Origin of the sequence: Aeromicrobium sp. Root495 (genome assembly GCF_001426755.1) — a bacterium.
In the GTDB taxonomy this organism is placed as follows: Bacteria; Actinomycetota; Actinomycetes; order Propionibacteriales; family Nocardioidaceae; genus Aeromicrobium.
In genome coordinates this window covers 591,370-608,412 of record NZ_LMFJ01000002.1, presented here as the reverse complement: position 1 = coordinate 608,412, position 17,043 = coordinate 591,370, and the positions used below count along the sequence as shown (strand labels likewise).

The following is a 17,043-nucleotide window of genomic DNA, read 5'->3' as shown; positions in this document are numbered from 1 at the left end:
TGGGAGCCGTCCATCTCCCTGCGCGACGGCCTGGAGAAGACGTACAGCTGGATCTACGACCAGCTGGCCGCCCGCGCCTGACGCATCGACCCAGAAGAGCCGGCGCCCCATCTCGGGGTGCCGGCTCTCGTCGTCTCCCTGCCCGCCCGTCCGTCCGGTGGGCGGTGGGCGGTGACCTGGCGTCCGTTCCGCGACTCGGGCCGGGTGGGCGGTGTCCTTGCGTCCGTTCCGCGACTCGGGCCGGGTGGGCGGTGACCTGGCGTCCGTTCCGCGGCTCGTGAGGGGCCAGGACGGACGCCACGTCACCGCACCACAGGTCCGGCCCGCCCCGACGGACGCCAACTCACCGCCCCACGGCTCGGGCCCGCCCAGACGGACGCCGGCTCACCGCCCGACGGGGTCGTCAGGGGCTGAGGTAGTCGGGGTGGTGCTCGACGCCGGTCTCGGCGCGGAGCACCTCCACGCGGACCATCTCGGCGATCATCTCCTCGAGCGAGGTCGTGGGGGTCCAGCCCAGGAGCTCTCGCGCCGCGGTGGGGTCACCCGGCACGCCCTTGGTGTCGGCGGGACGTGCGAGCGACTCGTCGACGTCGACGAGCGACCAGGGGTCGTCGATGCCGACCGCGCCGAAGGCCGCCGACACGACGTCGCGCAGCCGCGAGAGCCGGCCGGTGGCCACCGCCACGTCGACGCCTGACGCGAGGTCGGCGAGGCCGGCGAGCGCCCGGACGTGGTCACGGGCGTCGCCCCAGTCGCGCTCCACCTCCACCGGCCCCAGCACGAGGCGGTCCTGGCGGCCCGCCGCGATCTCGACCGCGGCGCGAGTGATCTTGCGGGTGACGAAGCGCTGCGGACGCAGCACGCTCTCGTGGTTGAAGAGGACCGCGACCGACGCCACGAGACCCCGCCCGCGCGCCGCGACCGTGGCGGCGTGGGCGGCGCTCTTGGACTCGCCGTAGGGCGTGACCGGGGCGTGCTGACCGTCGGCACGGCCCGAGGCACCGCCCAGCACCTCCGCACTCGAGGCCAGCACGAAGCGCGGCGGCGACTCCAGCCGCTCCAGCCCGTGGACGAGGCGCTCGACGGAGGCGGCATTGACCTCGTGCGTGAGCGCCGGGTCGCGCCAGCTCTCGGCCACGGAGGACGCCGCAGCGAGGTGCACCACGCGGTCGACGTCGGCGTTCCTCACGCACGCGAGCAGCGCCTCGGTGTCGCGGACGTCGATCCCCGCCACCTCCACGCCGTCGAGGTACACCTCGGTCGCGGCCGGGGGGCCGGGCCGTCGGGTGCCGACCACCCGGTGTCCCTCGGCCAGGAGGTGGCGCGCGAGCAGGACGCCGTCCTGTCCGGCCACTCCGGTGACGAGCGTCGTGGGCACGGTGTCCTCAGCGCCCCGAGAACAGGGCGAGGTCGGCGTCGACCATGAGCCGGGCCAGGTCGGCGGCGTGGGTGGTGGCCGTCCAGCCCAGCTTCTCCGTGGCCTTGGAGGGGTCGGCGATGAGGGCGTCGACCTCGGTGGGCCGCTCGTAGCGGTCGTCGTGGTCGACGTGGTCCTGCCAGTCCAGGCCCACGTGGGAGAAGGCCGTCTCGCAGAACTGCCGCACCGAGAACCCGGCCCCCGTGCCGAGCACGTAGGTGTCGGGCTCGTCCTGCTGGAGCATGAGCCACATGCCCTCGACGTACTCGCGGGCGAAGCCCCAGTCGCGCACCGCGTCGAGGTTGCCCAGGACGAGACGCTCCTGCTGGCCCAGCTTGATCTGGGCGACGCCCCGCGTGATCTTGCGCGTCACGAAGGACTCGCCCCGCCGCGGCGACTCGTGGTTGAAGAGGATGCCCGAGACCGCGTGCAGCCCGTAGGCCTCGCGGTAGTTCACCGTCATCCAGTGCGCGTAGAGCTTGGCGGCGCCGTACGGCGACCGCGGGTAGAAGGCCGTGCTCTCCGACTGGGGCGGCTGCGACGCGCCGAACATCTCCGACGTCGAGGCCTGGTAGAACCGCGCCTGCGGCGCCGAGGCACGCATGGCCTCGAGGAGCCGCACGGGGCCGATCGCGTCGGCCGAGGCCGTGTACTCCGGCATCTCGAAGGAGACCTTGACGTGGCTCTGCGCGGCCAGGTTGTAGATCTCGTCGGGGCGGACGGCCGCGACGAGGTTCACGAGGCTCACGCCGTCGGTCATGTCGCCGTAGTGCAGGTGCAGCGCGTCGGCGGCTCGCGGGTGCGAGGTCCGGAGACCGTCGATGCGTCCGCGGTTGAAGCTGGACGAGCGACGGACGAGCCCGTGGACGTCGTAGCCCTTGTCGAGGAGCAGCTCGGCGAGGTAGGAGCCGTCCTGGCCGGTGATTCCCGTGATGAAGGCGCGGGGCATGACGGTCCTTGCTGACGGGGTCGGGGCCCGGTCAGCGTAGCGAAGCGAGGAGGTCGCTCCGCTCAGGTGGCGTCGGCGCGGCTCGCCGCCCCGACACCGGCCACCACGAGGTCGAGTCCCGCGGCGAACGTGGCCGCGCCCTCGGGCCGCAGGTCGGCGCCGACCCGGGCGCCGGCGCTGTCGGCGTGGGCGTGCAGCTGCTCGGACTGGACGTGCCCGAGCACGAGGAGGAGAGCCGTGCGGGCGGCGGCGTCGACGACGTCGGGGCGAAGCCCTGCGAGCGCGGACTCGAGCCCGGCCCGCGGGTCCACCTCGCCGAGGCCCAGGGCGTGCGCGGTGGCCACCACCTCCGCACCGTCACGGTAGGCGAGCAGGGTGTCGCGCAGTGCCGTGGCCGCAGCCGTGAAGGTCACGTCCCAGGGTGCTTCCCGCGGGACGGGGCGGGCCGCCGCGCCGCGCCGCAGGACCTCGTCGGCGACGGCTGCGAGCAGCGTCTGCTTGTCGCTGAAGTGGTGGTACAGCGCGCTGGGGCGGACGTCGAGCTCCGTGGCCAGGCGCCGCATCGTGAGGTCGGGCAGGCCGTAGGCGTCGAGGATGCGCAGGGCAGCATCGACGACGTCGGCGCGGCGGTGGGCCATGGGGTTCCTCGCGAGTAGGGAAGCGTCCGTGCCACACTACCTGAACATTGTTCACCTGAACGTCGTTCAGTTCGACGTCGCAGCACTCCGAAGGACACCATGAGCAGCATGACCGATCCCGCGTCGACCTCCACGACGACCAGCTCGCCGGCACGGCGCCCGCTGTTCTCGGCCACCGACCTCGCGCTCGTCGCGGCGTTCGCCGCCCTCATCAGCGCCCTGGCCTACGTGGGCGCGATCCCCGTGGGTGGCACCGGCGTCCCCATCACCCTGCAGACGCTCGGCGTCGGCCTGGCCGGGGCCCTGCTGGGGCCCCTGCGCGGCTTCGCGGCCGTGGCCCTCTACCTCGCGCTCGGCGCGATCGGCCTGCCGGTCTTCGCCGAGCACAGCAGCGGCGTGGGCGTCTTCACCGGCATCAGCGCCGGCTACCTCTACGCCTTCCCGCTGGCCGCCCTGCTGATCGGCGCGCTCGTGAAGTACGTGGCCCGCGACGCCGGCAAGACCCGCGCCATCGTGGTGTTCGCCTGCGCCTTCGCCGGCAGCGTGCTGGTGATCCACCCCCTGGGCATCGCCGGCATGAAGCTGCACCAGGACGTCTCCTGGGCCACCGCCGCCGGCTGGGACGGACCGTTCTGGGTGGGCGACGTGCTGAAGACCACCGTGGTCGCGCTCGTCGCGGCCGAGGTGCACCGCGCGTTCCCGCAGCTCCTGCGCCGAGGCTGAGCACCACCGTGCCCACCATCGCGTTCGACGCGGCCGCCGTGACGGTGCCCACGCCGCACGGCGACCGCGTCGTCCTCGAGCCCGTGAGCCTCACGCTCACCGAGCCCCGGGTCGCGGTGGTGGGGGCCAACGGCTCCGGCAAGTCCACGCTGGCGCGGCTCGTGAACGGGCTCGTCCCGGTCACGTCGGGCCGCGTGCTGGTGGACGGAGTCGACGTCGCCCGCGACGCCGGCGCCGTGCGGCGCATGGTGGGGTTCTGCTTCACCGACCCGGCAGCCCAGCTCGTGATGCCCACGTGCGTGGAGGACGTCGAGCTGTCGCTGCGGCGTCACGTGAAGGACAAGAAGGAGCGAGCGGCGCGGGCCCGGGCGGTGCTCGAGCAGCACGGCCTCGGCGACCACGCCGACGTGAGCGTCCACGCCCTGTCCGGCGGCCAGAAGCAGCTGCTCGCCCTGGCCGGCGTCCTGGCCACGGAGCCCCGGGTCCTGGTGGCCGACGAGCCCACCACGCTGCTCGACCTGGCCAACACCCGCCGCGTGGGCGACCTCCTCCTGGGCCTGGAGCAGCAGCTCCTGCTCGTCACGCACGACCTCGACCTCGCCGAGCGCTGTGACCGCGTGGTCGTGGTGGCTGACGGCCGCATCGCCTTCGACGGCGACCCCGTAGCGGCCGTGGCGCACTACCGCGACCTCGCGTCGGCGGACTCATGAGCAGCACGGCCGTCCTCGTCGGCGTCTACCAGCCGGGCACGAGCGTCCTGCACCGGCTGCCGGTCGGGCCCAAGCTGCTCGGCGTCGCGGCCCTCTCCGTTGCCGTCGTGGCGGTCCGCAGCATGCCCGCCGCCTTCGCCTTCCTGGCCGTGGCCCTCCTGCTGGGCGCCGTGGCGCGGCTCCGCGCCCGCCTGGTGTGGCGCGCCACCCGGTTCGTGCTGCTCGTGGCGGTCGTCGTCGGCGCGTTCCAGTGGTTCTTCTACGGCCGCGACAAGGCCGTCGAGTCGTTCCTCGACCTCGTGACGCTCGCCCTCGTGGCGCTCACCCTCACGGCCACCACCCCGGTCAACGCGATGCTCGACGCCATCGTGCGGTGGATCGGCCCGCTGCGACGCGTCGGCGTGGATCCCGAGCGCGTCGCGCTCACGTTCTCGCTCGCCATCGCCGCCCTGCCGGGCACCGTGGCACTCGCCCTGGAGACCCGCGACGCGGCCCGCGCCCGGGGCCTGGGGAAGCACCCGCGCGCCTTCCTGACGCCGTTCGTCATCCGTGTCGTGGCCCGTGCACACGAGACCGGGGCCGCGCTGGAGGCCCGCGGACTCGCGGACTGACTGGAACCGCAGCGCTTTCCGGCTGTGAGGTATTACATGCTGGACGCCGGGGTCAGGCTAGCCTCACCCGTCTAGACTGGGAGGTCGGACCAGACCGCCCCCCGCACGTACGGAGCACTCCATGAGCAGGAACCTGCGCGTCGCCATCGTCGGCGCCGGACCGGCCGGCGTCTACGCCGCCGACATCCTCACCAAGGCCGGAGCCGACGAGGCCCGCGAGGACCTCGGCAGCGTGTCGGTCGACATCATCGAGCGCGACCCCACCCCGTTCGGCCTCATCCGCTACGGCGTCGCTCCGGACCACCCGCGCATCAAGGAGATCGTCAAGGCGCTCAAGCGCGTCATGGCCAACCCCGACATCCGCTTCTTCGGCAACGTCTCGTTCGGCGACGACGTCAAGCTCGACGAGCTCCGCTCGTTCTACGACGCCGTCATCTTCGCCACCGGCGCCCGCCGCGACCGCGACCTCGACATCCCCGGCATCGACCTCGACGGCTCGTACGGCGCCGCCGACTTCGTCTACTGGTACGACGGCCACCCCGACGTCGAGCGCGACTGGGACTTCCAGCCCCACGCCGAGTCGGTCGCCGTCCTGGGCGTCGGCAACGTGGGCCTCGACGTCGCGCGCATCCTGGCCAAGACGGCCGAGGAGCTCCTCGTCACCGAGATCGCCGACAACGTCTACGAGGGCCTCAAGAAGAACGTCACGAAGGACGTCCACGTCTTCGCCCGTCGCGGTCCGGCCCAGGTGAAGTTCACCCCCATGGAGCTCCGCGAGCTGTCGCACTCCCCCACGATCGACGTCATCGTGCACCCCGAGGGCTTCGAGCTCGACGAGGGCTCGCTCGAGGCCATCCGCGCGGCCAAGAGCCAGAAGCTCGTCGTCGACGTGCTGCAGAACTACCTGGCCAAGGAGCCCACGGGCGCTCCCCACCGCATCCACATCCACTTCTGCCAGAACCCCGTCGAGATCCTCGGCGAGGACGGTCGGGTCGTGGCCCTGCGCACCGAGATCACCGAGCTCGACGGCACCGGCAACGTGCGCGGCACCGGCGAGTTCAAGGACTGGCCCGTCCAGGCCGTCTACCGCGCCATCGGCTACTACTCCGACAACCTCCCGGGGCTCCCCTTCGACGTCAACGCGGGCGTCGTGCCCAACGACGGCGGTCGCGTCCTGGAGATCGACGGCTCCGCCCTTCCGGGCGTCTACGTCACCGGCTGGATCAAGCGCGGACCCGTGGGCCTCATCGGCCACACCAAGTCCGACGCGGCCCAGACGATCGACCTCCTGCTCTCCGACCTGGACTCGCTCCAGGCCCCCGAGCACCCCGACCGTGAGGCCGTCGACCGCTACCTCGACTCCCGTGCCGTCGAGTACACGACGTGGGAGGGCTGGGAGCAGCTCGACGCCCACGAGCTGTCGCTCGGTGAGTCGCACGAGCACCAGCGCGAGCGCGTGAAGGTCGTCCCCCGCGACGAGATGGTCCGCATCTCCCGCGCCTGACCCCACCGCGCCCGTGGGGGAGACTGGGTGCATGCGCATCACGGTCCTCTCCGGCGGTGTCGGCGGCTCTCGCTTCGTGCAGGGTCTCCTGGCCGCAGCCCCCGACGCCGACGTCACCGTCGTCGTCAACACCGCCGACGACGTGTGGATGCACGGCCTGCGGGTGAGTCCCGACCTCGACACGGCGATGTACACCCTCACCGACGCCATCGACCCCGAGCGGGGCTGGGGCCGACGCGACGAGACGTGGCACGCCAAGGAGGAGCTGGAGGCCTACGGGGCCGAGCAGGCCTGGTTCGGTCTGGGTGACCGCGACCTGGCGACGCACCTCGTCCGGTCCATGGTCCTGCGCGAGGGCGGCACGCTGAGCGACGCCACGCGCCGCCTCTGCGAGCGCTGGCAGCCGCCCGTCACCCTGCTCCCCATGAGCGACGACGAGGTCGAGACGCACATCGCCACCACGGTCGACGGCGCCGACGTGGAGATCCACTTCCAGGAGTTCTGGATCCGCCACCGGGCCCAGGTCCCCGTCCACGCCGTCGAGGTCCACGGGCTCGCCGACGCGGTGCCCGCACCGGGGGTGGTCGAGGCCGTCCTCGAGGCCGACGTCGTGGTGCTGCCGCCGTCCAACCCCATCGTCTCGGTGGGCCCCATCCTGGGTGTCCGGGCCGTGGGCGAGGCCGTCCGGACCACGAGGGCGCCTGTCGTGGGCGTCTCCCCCATCATCGGCGGGGCAGCGGTCCGGGGCATGGCCGACCAGCTCCTCACCGGGCTCGGCATCGAGCTGAGCGCCGGCGGGGTGGCACGGCACCTGGGCGCCCGACGCGACGGCGGGGTGCTCGACGGCTGGCTCGTCGACGCGTCCGACGCCGACCACCTCCCTGGCCTCGACGCCCTCGGCGTGGTCGGTCGGGCCGTGCCGCTCTGGATGCGCGACCCCGCCACCACACGCCGGTTGGCGGAGGACACCCTCGCCCTGGCCGACGAGCTGCGCGGATGAGCCTCCACGTCGTCCCGGTGGAGGGCATCGGCGAGGTGACGGTCGGCACCGACCTCGCCCGGCTGGTCACCGAGCACGCCGAGCTGCTCGAGGGCGACGTCGTCGTCGTCACCAGCAAGATCGTCAGCAAGGCGCTCGGGCTCACCAGCCGGTCGGACCGCGACACCGTGGTGGACCAGGGCACCGACCGCGTCGTCGCCCGCCGCGGACCCACCCGGATCGTCCGCACGTGGTCGGGCCTCACGCTCGCCGCAGCGGGGGTCGACGCGAGCAACGTCGAGGTGGGCACCGTCCTGTCGCTGCCCGACGACCCCGACGACGAGGCCCGCGCGATCCGGCACGGGATCGCCGCGAGCACCGGGCTCCAGGTCGGGGTCGTCATCAGCGACACCGCCGGCCGCGCGTGGCGGGTGGGCCAGACCGACATCGCCATCGGGTGCGCGGGGCTGAGCCCCTTCGAGTCGTTCGCCGGACGTGAGGACGTCCACGGCAACGCCCTGGCCGTCACCGCCCCGGCCGTCGCCGACGAGGTGGCCTCGGCGGCCGAGCTGGCCTCGGGCAAGCTCGGTGGCCTTCCCGTCGTCGTCGTGCGAGGGCTCCCGGCACACCTCCTCCTCCAGGACGACGGCCCCGGCGCCGCGGCACTGGTCCGGGCCGAGGACGACGACCTGTTCGGCCTCGGCTCGCGCGACGCCGTCGTGGCCGCGCTGGGCGGTTCCGACGGTCGAGGCTTCCCCACCGACCCCCAGGCCACGCTCGCCCTCGTGGTCGACCTGGCTCGGCCGAACGCCCTGCCCGTCGTGGTCGCGGGCGAGGTCGTGGAGATCACGGCACGCCGCGACCGGCCCGACGAGGTGCTCGAGGCCGGCGCCCTGCGTCAGCGCGTGGAGTCCCTCGCGCTGGCCCACCGGCTGCACACCACGGTGAGGGTGACACTGGCCTGAGTCAGGCCGCTCCGACCCTCGCCACGAGCGCGTCCACCACGGCCAGGGCGTGCGGCCGCAGCCCCAGGTGGCGGGCCTGCTCGAGGTGCTCGGGCAGGTCGACGTCGCGGCGCACCCGTGGGTCGACGTCGAGCTCGATGGTCGAGCCCTGACGACGGTGCGTGGCACCCGAGCCCCGGCCGTACGCCGTCCGGAGCAGGGCCGGACGTGCTGCCGCGACCAGGGTGGTGCCGTGGCCGTCGGCGTCGACGACGTGGGCCCGGTCGTGCCGGCCCAGGGCGACGAGCGCCTCGTCGAGGTCCTCCGGGCGCATCGCGGGAAGGTCCGACGGCACGACCACGACCGGTGCTCCCGGGCGACGCCCCACCGCCCAGCTGCGACCCAGCCGGATGGCGGCGTTGAGGTGGTCGCGCGACAGCATCGGCCGATCCTCACGGACGACGGTCCCGGGGACGCCGGCCGCGGCGGCGGCCATCTCGGGCTCCGCGGTGACCACCACGATGGACGTGACGTGCCGGCTCTCGACCAGGGTGTCGAGCGTGTCGAGCGCGAACGCGCGGGCGAGACGCTCCCGAGCGTCCCCCGGGAGCGCCAGGCGCGTCTTGGACAGGGTCCACGGCTTGACCGGCACCACGGCCGTCCAGCCGGTCATCCGTGCACCGCCTGCGGGACGCGTCCGTACGAGGTGGTCCGCTCCTGCGCCGGGCGTCCGGCGGCGTGCGCCATGGCCTCCAGCTCCGCGACCTCCTTGCGGCTCCCGTTCTGCGAGCCCGCCATCCGCGAGATGGTCTCCTCCATGAGGGTGCCTCCGAGGTCGTCGACGCCGCCGTGGAGCACCTGCGTGCAGACCTCCGGCCCGAGCTTGACCCATGAGCACTGGACGTGGTCGACGAGTCCGTGGAGAAGCACGCGGGCCATCGCGTGGACCGCGCGGTTGTCGCGCACGGTGGGCCCGGGCCGGGCCACGCCGGCGAGGTAGATGGGCGAGCTCTGGTGGACGAACGGCAGCGGCACGATCTCGGTGAAGCCACCCGTCTCGCGCTGCAGCTCACCGAGGAGCCGGAGGTGGTCCACCCAGTGGTGGGGCTGGTCCACGTGCCCGTACATCATCGTGGCCGTGGTGGGCAGGCCCACCGAGTGCGCCGTGGTCACGACCTCGATCCACTGCGCCGTGGGCAGCTTGCCCTTGGTCAGGACCCAGCGGACGTCGTCGTCGAGGATCTCGGCGGCCGTCCCGGGCAGGGAGTCGACTCCCGCCTCCTTGAGCGAGACCAGGAGCTCACGGATGGACAGCCCCGTGCGCGCGACCCCGTTCATGATCTCCATGGGCGAGTACGCGTGCAGGTGCAGCCCGGGCTCCGCCGTCTTCACCGCGCGGGCCAGCTCGGCGTAGTAGGTGCCGGGCAGGGCCGGGTCGATCCCGCCCTGCACGCACACCTCGGTGGCTCCGGCGGCCACGGCCTCGTGGGCCCGCGAAGCGACCTCGTCGAGCGAGAGGCTGTACGCGTCGGCGTCGGTGCGCCGCTGCGCGAAGGCGCAGAAGCGGCACCCGGTGTAGCAGACGTTGGTGAAGTTGATGTTCCGGTTCACGACGTAGGTGACGGTGTCGCCCACGGCCTCGCGACGCAGGTCGTCGGCCAGGGCGCACAGCGCCTCGAGGCCGGGTCCCGAGGGCACCGACATGAGCGTGAGCGCGTGGTCGCGCGACAGACCGGCGGGGTCCGACTCGGCGGCGCGCAGGGCCGCAGCCACCTCCGAGGAGCCCACCGCCGTCCCGAGGAGGGCGGGCGAGCCGGACCGCACGCGCTCGCGCAGCTCCGACCAGTCGCCGAAGACGTCGTCGAAGTCGGAGCGGCGCTCGGTGGCACGGCCCTCGGTGTCGATGGCCACGTGCAGGTCCGTGCGGCCGGAGTCCTCGAAGCCGCCGTCGGGCTCCTGCCACGGCAGGCCGCGCGGCACGACACCGTCGCGGAGCAGTCCGTCGTCGTCGCGCAGGGCGTCGACGTGCGCCTTCAGCCGCGGGTCGAGCCACGGGACGTCGAGGAACTCGGGGTGCGCCGTGAGGCGCCTGCGCAGCGTGAACCCCGCCTCCTGGCACAGCGTCGCCAGGTCGTCGAGCGCGGGCCACGGTCGCTCGGGGTTCACGTGGTCGGGGGTCACCGGGCTGATGCCACCGAAGTCGTCGACGCCCGAGGCGAGGAGGGCTCGGCACTCGTCGAGGTCGACCAAGTTGGGCGGCGCCTGGACCCGGACCCCCGGGCCGAGGACGACCCGGGCCGTGGCGATGGCGGCGAGGTACTCCACCGTCCCGAGGTCGTCGACCGCGCGCATGGCCGTGCTCTCCTTGGCCCGGAAGTTCTGGATGATGACCTCCTGCACGGACCCGTACGAGCGGTGCACCCGGCGGAGCTCGAGGAGGGAGTCGGCGCGCTCGGCCAACGTCTCCCCGATCCCGACGAGGAGTCCGGTGGTGAAGGGGACCGAAAGACGCCCGGCGTCCTCCAGCACGCGCAGCCGCACGGCCGGGTCCTTGTCGGGGCTCCCGTGGTGGGGCTGGCCCTTCTCCTCGAAGAGGCGCCGGCTCGTGGTCTCGAGCATGAGGCCCATGCTGGGCGCGACGGGCTTGAGCCGCTGGAGCTCGGGCCAGGTCATGACGCCGGGGTTGAGGTGCGGGAGCAGGCCGGTCTCCTCCAGGACGCGCACGGCGAGGGCGCGCACGTACTCCAGGGTGGAGTCGTAGCCGGCCTCCTCGAGCCACTGCTGGGCCTCGGGCCAGCGGGCCTCGGGCCGGTCGCCGAGGGTGAACAGCGCCTCGGCGCACCCTTGGCGGGCACCCTCGCGGCAGATCTCGAGCACCTCGTCGACCGAGAGGAAGGGGGCCTCGTCGCTGCGCTCGAGCTGGCCCGGGGTGGAGACGAACGTGCAGTAGTGGCACCGGTCGCGGCACAGCCGCGTGACGGGCACGAAGACCTTGGGCGAGTACGTGACCGTCCCGGGGCGGCCGACGGCCACCAGGCCGGCGTCGCGCACCCGCGACGCCACGACCTGCAGGCGCGCGAGCTCGTCGCCGCGGGCCGCGAGGAGCGCCGTCACCTCCGCGAGGTCGAGCGTCTTGCCCGCCTCCGCGCGGGTGACGGCCCGTGCGACCTCACGGTCCACGGGTCGTCGGGCCGGCATGGTCGGCATCCCCAGGTCGGGCATCGGGCTACTCCTGCGTCGGGAGACCGGTGATGGCGACACCGGTCCGGGTCTTGTACGCCTTGTTCATGCTGATCAGCACCGCCGTGAGCGGCTCCAGCTGACGGGCCAGGCGCAACGCTCCCGCGTCCACGCCCCGCTTCCCCGTGACGCTACGGGCGAGCTCGGCCACGACGTCCTTGGCCTCCGCGTCGTCGCCGCAGACGAGGACGTCCTCGTGGGTCAGGGGGTCCGGCGTGCGCCACAGCGACAGGGCCGCGACGTGGTGGAAAGCCCCCACGACGCGCGCGTCCGGTGCGATGCGCTGCGCGCGCTGTGCCGCCGACTCCTCCAGCACGAGCCCGTAGGGGCCGTTCGCGTCGAAGCCCAGCGGGTTGACGCAGCTGATCACGAGCGACCCGGCCAGGGCCGGTGCGAGGTCGGCGACGGCCTCGTCGTGTCCCTGCCACGGGATGGCGAGCAGCACGACGTCGGCGCGCTGGGCGGCGGCCACGTTCTCGTCGCCCTCCACCGTCACGTCGAAGCCGTTCTCGGTGGCGCGCGCGGCGATCTCGTCGGCCTTCTCCTTGGCGCGGTCGGCGGCACGCGAGCCGATCACGACGTGGTGCCCGGCCAGGGCGAAGCGGTAGGCGAGGCCTCGGCCCTGGGGTCCGGTGCCGCCGATCACGGCGATCGTGCGGCTCGGGGTCTGGTCGGTCATGACGCGTCTCCTTGCGGGGCGGGGCTGGTGAGGGTCGGGGGTGCCGGCGCGCGGGTCGCGATGGCCGCGATGGTCCGGGCCTCGTCGTCGAGGTGGTCGCGCAGGGAGTCGTCGGCGTGCAGGAGGCGCTTGGTCTCGCGGACCACCTCCGGGTCGAGGGCGCGCATGGCGTCGACGAGCTGGTCGAGCTCGGCCCCGAGGAGCTCGTCGTCGACGACCCGCGTGACGAGGCCCCACTCCACGAGCTCCGCCGCGGGGTGACGGCGGTTGGCCAGCACGACCTCGAGCGCGCGGGCAGACCCGATGCGCCGGGGCAGCGCCCAGCTCACGCCCGCGTCGGGGGTGAGGCCGGCGGCGGCGTACGCGGGACGGAAGGAGGCCGAGGCCGCGGCCAGCACGACGTCGGCGGCGAGGACGAAGCCCCAGCCTGCGCCGGCCGTGGCCCCGTGGACACCCACCACGAGCGGCACCGGGAGCTCGTGCAGCCGGGCCATCGAGCGGTGGGCGTGGACCGTCATGCGGTCGAGGTGGGCGGGCAGGTCGGAGACCGACTGGAACTCGGCCAGGTCGCCGCCGACGCAGAAGTGCCGGCCCCGGGCCCGCACCGTGACGACCGTCAGCCCGCCGGCCTCGGCGAGCCGGGTGACCTCGGCCGTGGCGTCGTCGAGCTCGCGGACGAACGCCAGGTCCATGGCGTTGCCGCCGCCACGTCCGGTCAGGGTGATGGCGCCGACGGCGCCGTCGACCTCGAGGACCACGCGGGGCTCGCCCATGTCGCTCACTCCACCAGCTCGAGGATGGTGGCGTTGGCCTGGCCGCCGCCCTCGCACATCGTCTGGAGCGCGTAGCGGGTGCCGGTGCGGCGCATCTCGGAGAGGAGGGACGTCATGATGCGCGTGCCGCTCGCCCCGATGGGGTGGCCCAGCGCGATGGCCCCGCCGTTGACGTTGACGCGGTCGAGGTCGACCCCGAGCTCACGCTGCCACGCGAGGACGACCGAGGCGAAGGCCTCGTTGACCTCCCACAGACCGATGTCGTCGACCGACAGGCCCGAGCGTGCCAGCACCTTGTGGGTGGCGTCGATCGGCCCGGTCAGCATGAGGATCGGGTCCGACCCCGCGACGGCCATCGTGTGGACCTTGGCCACGGGGGTGAGGCCCTGCGCGCGGACCGCCTCCTCGCTCGCGACCAGGACGGCCGACGCGCCGTCGGAGATCTGGCTCGAGACCGCGGCCGTCAGGCGGCCGCCGGGCTGCAGCGTGCGCAGGCCCGCCAGCTTCTCCGGGGTGCTGCCGCGGCGGGGTCCCTCGTCGGTGACGGCGCCGTCGACGGCCACGACCTCGTCGGCGAAGAGCCCGCCGTCGATGGCGGCGAGCGCGCGGCGGTGGCTCTCGAGCGCCAGCCCCTCCATCTCGAGGCGGCTGACGCCCCACTGCTCGGCGATGAGCTCGGCGCCGTGGAACTGCGAGACGGGCTGGTCGCCGTAGCGCTTCACCCAGCCGGTGGAGCCGCTGAAGGGATCGGGGTCCAGGCCGAGGTCGGGACCGATCGTGGTGGCGGTGCCGATGGGGATCATGCTCATGTTCTGCACGCCGCCCGCGACGACGAGGTCGGCCGTGCCGCTCATGACGGCCTGGGCCGCGAAGTGCACGGCCTGCTGGGACGAGCCGCACTGGCGGTCGATCGTCACGCCGGGCACGTGGGTGGGCAGTCCCGCTGCGAGCCAGGAGGTGCGGGCGATGCAGCCGTTCTGCGGGCCGACGGTGTCGATGCAGCCGAGGATCACGTCGTCGACCAGGTCCGGGTCCACCCCGGAACGCTCGACGAGCTCGCGCAGCACGATCGCGCCCAGGTCGGCGGGATGGACGCCCGCGAGGGATCCTCCCCGCTTGCCCACGGGGGTCCGGACGGCCTCGACGATGTATGCGGTGCTCACAGCTCTCCTCGGTGTGGACGACAGTGGTTCATCGGGCCCGCTCGACGGCGAGACGGCCCAGGGCGCGGCGGTGAGAGACGGGGTCCCCCAGCAGCGGGCGGTCGGTGAGCGCGCGCCGCAGGTGCAGGTGGGCGTCGTGCTCCCACGTGAAGCCGATGCCGCCGTGGACGTGCACGTTCTCGCGCGCTGCGCGGCGGTAGGCCTCGCTCGCGGCCACGGCGGCGACCCGCACGGTCTCCTCCGCCCCGCCGCCGGGCTCGTCGACGGACCGGACGGCCGCACCCACTGCGGCCCGGGCCGAGACGACGTCTCCGAAGAGGTCGGCGAGGGCGTGCTGGAGCGCCTGGAAGGCGCCGATGGGCCGGCCGAACTGGCTGCGCAGGCGGGCGTAGTCGAGAGCGGCGTCCAGGCAGGCCTCGGCTCCGGCGATGCTCTCGGCGGCCAGCAGGCACGTGGCCTCCAGGACGGCACGGCGCACGTCGTCGGACGTGGCGTCGAGGACCTCGGCCGGAGCGGAGTCCAGCTCGACGCGGGCGCGCCCGCGGGTCAGGTCGAGCGCCCCGACGGGAGTCACGGTGACGCCCACGCTGTCGGTCTCGACCACGAGGACGGCGTCGCCGGACACCACGACGAGCAGGTCGGCCACGTCGGCGTCGAGGACGGCGGGCAGGCGTCCCGAGACGGTTCCGCCGCGGACCTCGAGCACGGGTCGCGCTGCGTCGATGCCTCCCTCGAGGCCTGCGACGGCCACGATGCTGCGGCCGTCGAGCACAGGAGCCAGGTAGCGGTCGCGGTGGCCGGAGGAGGCCTGCGCGAGCAGCCGCGTCGCCGGTCCGAGCGCGCCCAGGTGGGGCGCGGGGGCCAGCCTGCGTCCGAGGGCGGAGGCGACGGCCGCCGTGCAGGCGAAGGGCTGGTCCTGGCCGCCCAGGTGCGCCGGCAGGTGGAGGCCCACGAGCCCCAGGTCGCCTGCCAGACGCCGCCAGGCGGCCCGGTCGAGGCTGCCGGAGTCCACCCGCCGACGGGCGGACCCGGCGTCGTAGGCGCCGGCGACCATCACGTCGATCTGCGCGAGCAGGTCGGCGAGGTCGGCGTCGACGGCGGTGTCGCTCATGCGGTCGCGACGCTCTCGCGCAGGACGCGGCGGAGGACCTTCTGGCTGGCGTTCCGCGGGAGCTCGTCGAGGAAGCAGACGCGGGCCGGCCGCTTGTAGCGCGCCAGGAACGTCGCGCAGTGCTCGATGACGTCGGCCTCGGTGAGCTCGGAGCCCGTGGCTCGCACCACGAAGGCCACGGGCGTCTCGCCCCACCGCTCGTGGGAGGTGCCCACGACGGCCACCTCGGCCACGCCGGGCAGGTCGGCGATGCAGTACTCCACCTCGGAGGGGTACACGTTCATGCCGCCGCTCACGATGAGGTCGGTCCGCCGCTCGGTGACGTAGACGTAGCCCTCCTCGTCGAGGGAGCCCAGGTCGCCGGTGTGGAACCAGCCGTCGCGGAACGAGCGGGCGGTCGCCTCCTCGTTGTTCCAGTACCCCGCCACCATGGCGGGCGACCGCACGACGAGCTCGCCGATGGCCTCCCCGTCGTGCGGCAGGTCGTTCCCGTCCTCGTCGACGACACGGACCACGACGTCGATGCAGGGGCGGCCGGTGGACGCGTAGAAGTCGCGGGCCTTGGAGCCCTGCACGACGTCGTCGACGTCGGTGACCGTGAAGAGGCTGCCCGAGCCCTCGGTCATGCCCCAGCCCTCGAGGAACCGGTGGCCCACGACGTCGGCCCAGCGCTCGAGCGTCGAGGCCGGCGCCTTGGACGCCGAGTGCACGAAGCTGCGCATCTGCTGCCACTTCTCGGGGTGCTGCCGGGCGTACTCGGTCATGGGCTGCAGCCACGGCGACGGCACGAACGTGAAGGTCCCCTGGTGCTTCTCGATGGCGTCCATGGCCTGCTCGGGGCCCTCGAGCGACGTCAGCATGACGATGGTGCCGCGCACGAAGACGTGCCCCATGAGCAGGCCCAGCACCGTGGCGACGAACGACATGTTGGCGTAGTAGATGCACACGCTGCCCTGGGGCGTGCGGTAGGAGTGCGCGTGGTTGCGCGCCGTGTTCTTGAGCGAGCGGTGGGTCACCATGGCGCCCTTGGGGCGACCCGTGGTGCCGCTTGTGTAGGAGAGGACGAACAGCGCGTCGTCGGCGGGCTCGGGCGGTGCCGTCGTGCTGCCCGCGGCCACCAGCTGCTCGAAGACGCTGTCGGCGTCGTCCCAGATCCCGACGTCGTAGTGCGCCTGCAGCCCGTGCGCGGCGGCGAGCGAGGCGGCCTGGTCGGCGTTGGAGGCCTGGTGGAAGAGCGCCGAGGCGCCGGAGTCCTCCACCTGGAAGGAGGCCTCGTGCTCGGTGAACAGGACGTTGACCGGGACGAGGACCAGGCCCGCCTTCGCCACGGCGAAGTAGAGCTCGAGGTACTGGGGGCAGGTGCCGAGCCAGGCGGCCACGCGGTCGCCGGGCTCCAGGCCCGTGCCCAGCAGGGCGTTGGCCAGGCGGGTGGTGCGTTCGTCCATCTCGGCATAGCTGCGCTCGAGCCCGTCACCCGTCTTCAGCGCGATGCGCTGGGGGTGCTGGACAGCCGCGTTGGTGAGCATGCGCCCGATCTGGTCCATGTTTCTCCTACCAAGTGTTTGCTTGGTTTTACTCTAGGGAGTGCCTGCCCGTGTGGCA

16 protein-coding genes are annotated in these 17,043 nt (G+C 73.4%); 6 read left to right on the top strand and 10 right to left on the bottom strand.

Features of this window, described 5'->3' with window-relative positions:
* Nucleotides 1-403: 403 nt before the first annotated feature.
* The 3 genes from ASD11_RS17045 to ASD11_RS17035 all read right to left on the bottom strand — a co-directional run bounded on the left by ASD11_RS17045 (nucleotide 404) and on the right by ASD11_RS17035 (nucleotide 3,004).
* Nucleotides 404-1,378: a GDP-mannose 4,6-dehydratase gene (locus ASD11_RS17045; RefSeq protein WP_056290375.1), complete on the bottom strand. Its 975-nt coding sequence runs from the start codon at nucleotides 1,376-1,378 to the stop codon at nucleotides 404-406.
* Nucleotides 1,379-1,385: 7 nt separating this feature from the next.
* On the bottom strand, nucleotides 1,386-2,366 hold the full coding sequence (gene gmd / locus ASD11_RS17040; protein WP_056290372.1) for a GDP-mannose 4,6-dehydratase: 981 nt from the start codon (nucleotides 2,364-2,366) through the stop codon (nucleotides 1,386-1,388).
* Between the two features lie 62 nt (nucleotides 2,367-2,428).
* Nucleotides 2,429-3,004, bottom strand: a complete 576-nt coding sequence (locus ASD11_RS17035; RefSeq protein ID WP_056290369.1) for a TetR family transcriptional regulator — start codon at nucleotides 3,002-3,004, stop codon at nucleotides 2,429-2,431.
* Nucleotides 3,005-3,112: 108 nt separating this feature from the next.
* On the opposite strand from ASD11_RS17035, the gene ASD11_RS17030 reads away from it, so the two are divergent.
* From ASD11_RS17030 to cofE, 6 genes are all read left to right on the top strand, one after another.
* Entirely contained in the window at nucleotides 3,113-3,727 is a 615-nt protein-coding gene (locus ASD11_RS17030; RefSeq protein ID WP_056290515.1) for a biotin transporter BioY, read from the top strand.
* An 8-nt stretch (nucleotides 3,728-3,735) separates the two neighbouring features.
* Nucleotides 3,736-4,437, top strand: a complete 702-nt coding sequence (locus ASD11_RS17025; protein WP_056290364.1) for an energy-coupling factor ABC transporter ATP-binding protein — start codon at nucleotides 3,736-3,738, stop codon at nucleotides 4,435-4,437.
* The gene (locus ASD11_RS17020) at nucleotides 4,434-5,048 is read left to right on the top strand and encodes an energy-coupling factor transporter transmembrane component T family protein (RefSeq protein ID WP_056290362.1); all 615 of its coding nucleotides are present in this window, start codon (nucleotides 4,434-4,436) and stop codon (nucleotides 5,046-5,048) included. The genes ASD11_RS17025 and ASD11_RS17020 overlap by 4 nt, the downstream gene beginning before the upstream one ends.
* Before the next feature lie 121 nt (nucleotides 5,049-5,169).
* A complete protein-coding gene (locus ASD11_RS17015) occupies nucleotides 5,170-6,552 on the top strand; it encodes an FAD-dependent oxidoreductase (RefSeq protein ID WP_056290359.1) in 1,383 nt (460 codons plus the stop codon).
* 31 nt (nucleotides 6,553-6,583) lie between these two features.
* Nucleotides 6,584-7,552, top strand: coding sequence for a 2-phospho-L-lactate transferase (gene cofD / locus ASD11_RS17010; RefSeq protein ID WP_056290357.1), 969 nt, complete (start codon nucleotides 6,584-6,586; stop codon nucleotides 7,550-7,552).
* Complete coding sequence (gene cofE / locus ASD11_RS17005) at nucleotides 7,549-8,496, top strand: coenzyme F420-0:L-glutamate ligase (protein ID WP_056290355.1); 948 nt, start codon at nucleotides 7,549-7,551, stop codon at nucleotides 8,494-8,496. Before cofD ends, cofE begins: the two co-directional genes overlap by 4 nt.
* A gap of 1 nt (nucleotide 8,497) precedes the next feature.
* Here the strand turns inward: cofE and cofC are convergent, their stop codons facing one another.
* The 7 genes from cofC to ASD11_RS16970 are packed head-to-tail and all read right to left on the bottom strand — an operon-like array spanning nucleotide 8,498 to nucleotide 16,985.
* Entirely contained in the window at nucleotides 8,498-9,148 is a 651-nt protein-coding gene (gene cofC, locus ASD11_RS17000; protein ID WP_056290352.1) for a 2-phospho-L-lactate guanylyltransferase, read from the bottom strand.
* Nucleotides 9,145-11,697, bottom strand: coding sequence for a bifunctional FO biosynthesis protein CofGH (locus ASD11_RS16995; protein WP_156464862.1), 2,553 nt, complete (start codon nucleotides 11,695-11,697; stop codon nucleotides 9,145-9,147). The genes cofC and ASD11_RS16995 overlap by 4 nt, the downstream gene beginning before the upstream one ends.
* A gap of 4 nt (nucleotides 11,698-11,701) precedes the next feature.
* The gene (npdG, locus tag ASD11_RS16990) at nucleotides 11,702-12,394 is read right to left on the bottom strand and encodes an NADPH-dependent F420 reductase (RefSeq protein WP_056290348.1); all 693 of its coding nucleotides are present in this window, start codon (nucleotides 12,392-12,394) and stop codon (nucleotides 11,702-11,704) included.
* Entirely contained in the window at nucleotides 12,391-13,167 is a 777-nt protein-coding gene (locus ASD11_RS16985; RefSeq protein ID WP_156464861.1) for an enoyl-CoA hydratase/isomerase family protein, read from the bottom strand. Before ASD11_RS16985 ends, npdG begins: the two co-directional genes overlap by 4 nt.
* Before the next feature lie 5 nt (nucleotides 13,168-13,172).
* The gene (locus tag ASD11_RS16980; RefSeq protein WP_056290342.1) at nucleotides 13,173-14,330 is read right to left on the bottom strand and encodes an acetyl-CoA C-acetyltransferase; all 1,158 of its coding nucleotides are present in this window, start codon (nucleotides 14,328-14,330) and stop codon (nucleotides 13,173-13,175) included.
* 28 nt (nucleotides 14,331-14,358) lie between these two features.
* Nucleotides 14,359-15,441: an acyl-CoA dehydrogenase family protein gene (locus ASD11_RS16975; protein ID WP_056290339.1), complete on the bottom strand. Its 1,083-nt coding sequence runs from the start codon at nucleotides 15,439-15,441 to the stop codon at nucleotides 14,359-14,361.
* Nucleotides 15,438-16,985, bottom strand: coding sequence for a class I adenylate-forming enzyme family protein (locus ASD11_RS16970; protein ID WP_056290336.1), 1,548 nt, complete (start codon nucleotides 16,983-16,985; stop codon nucleotides 15,438-15,440). Before ASD11_RS16970 ends, ASD11_RS16975 begins: the two co-directional genes overlap by 4 nt.
* Between the last annotated feature and the right edge of the window lie 58 nt (nucleotides 16,986-17,043).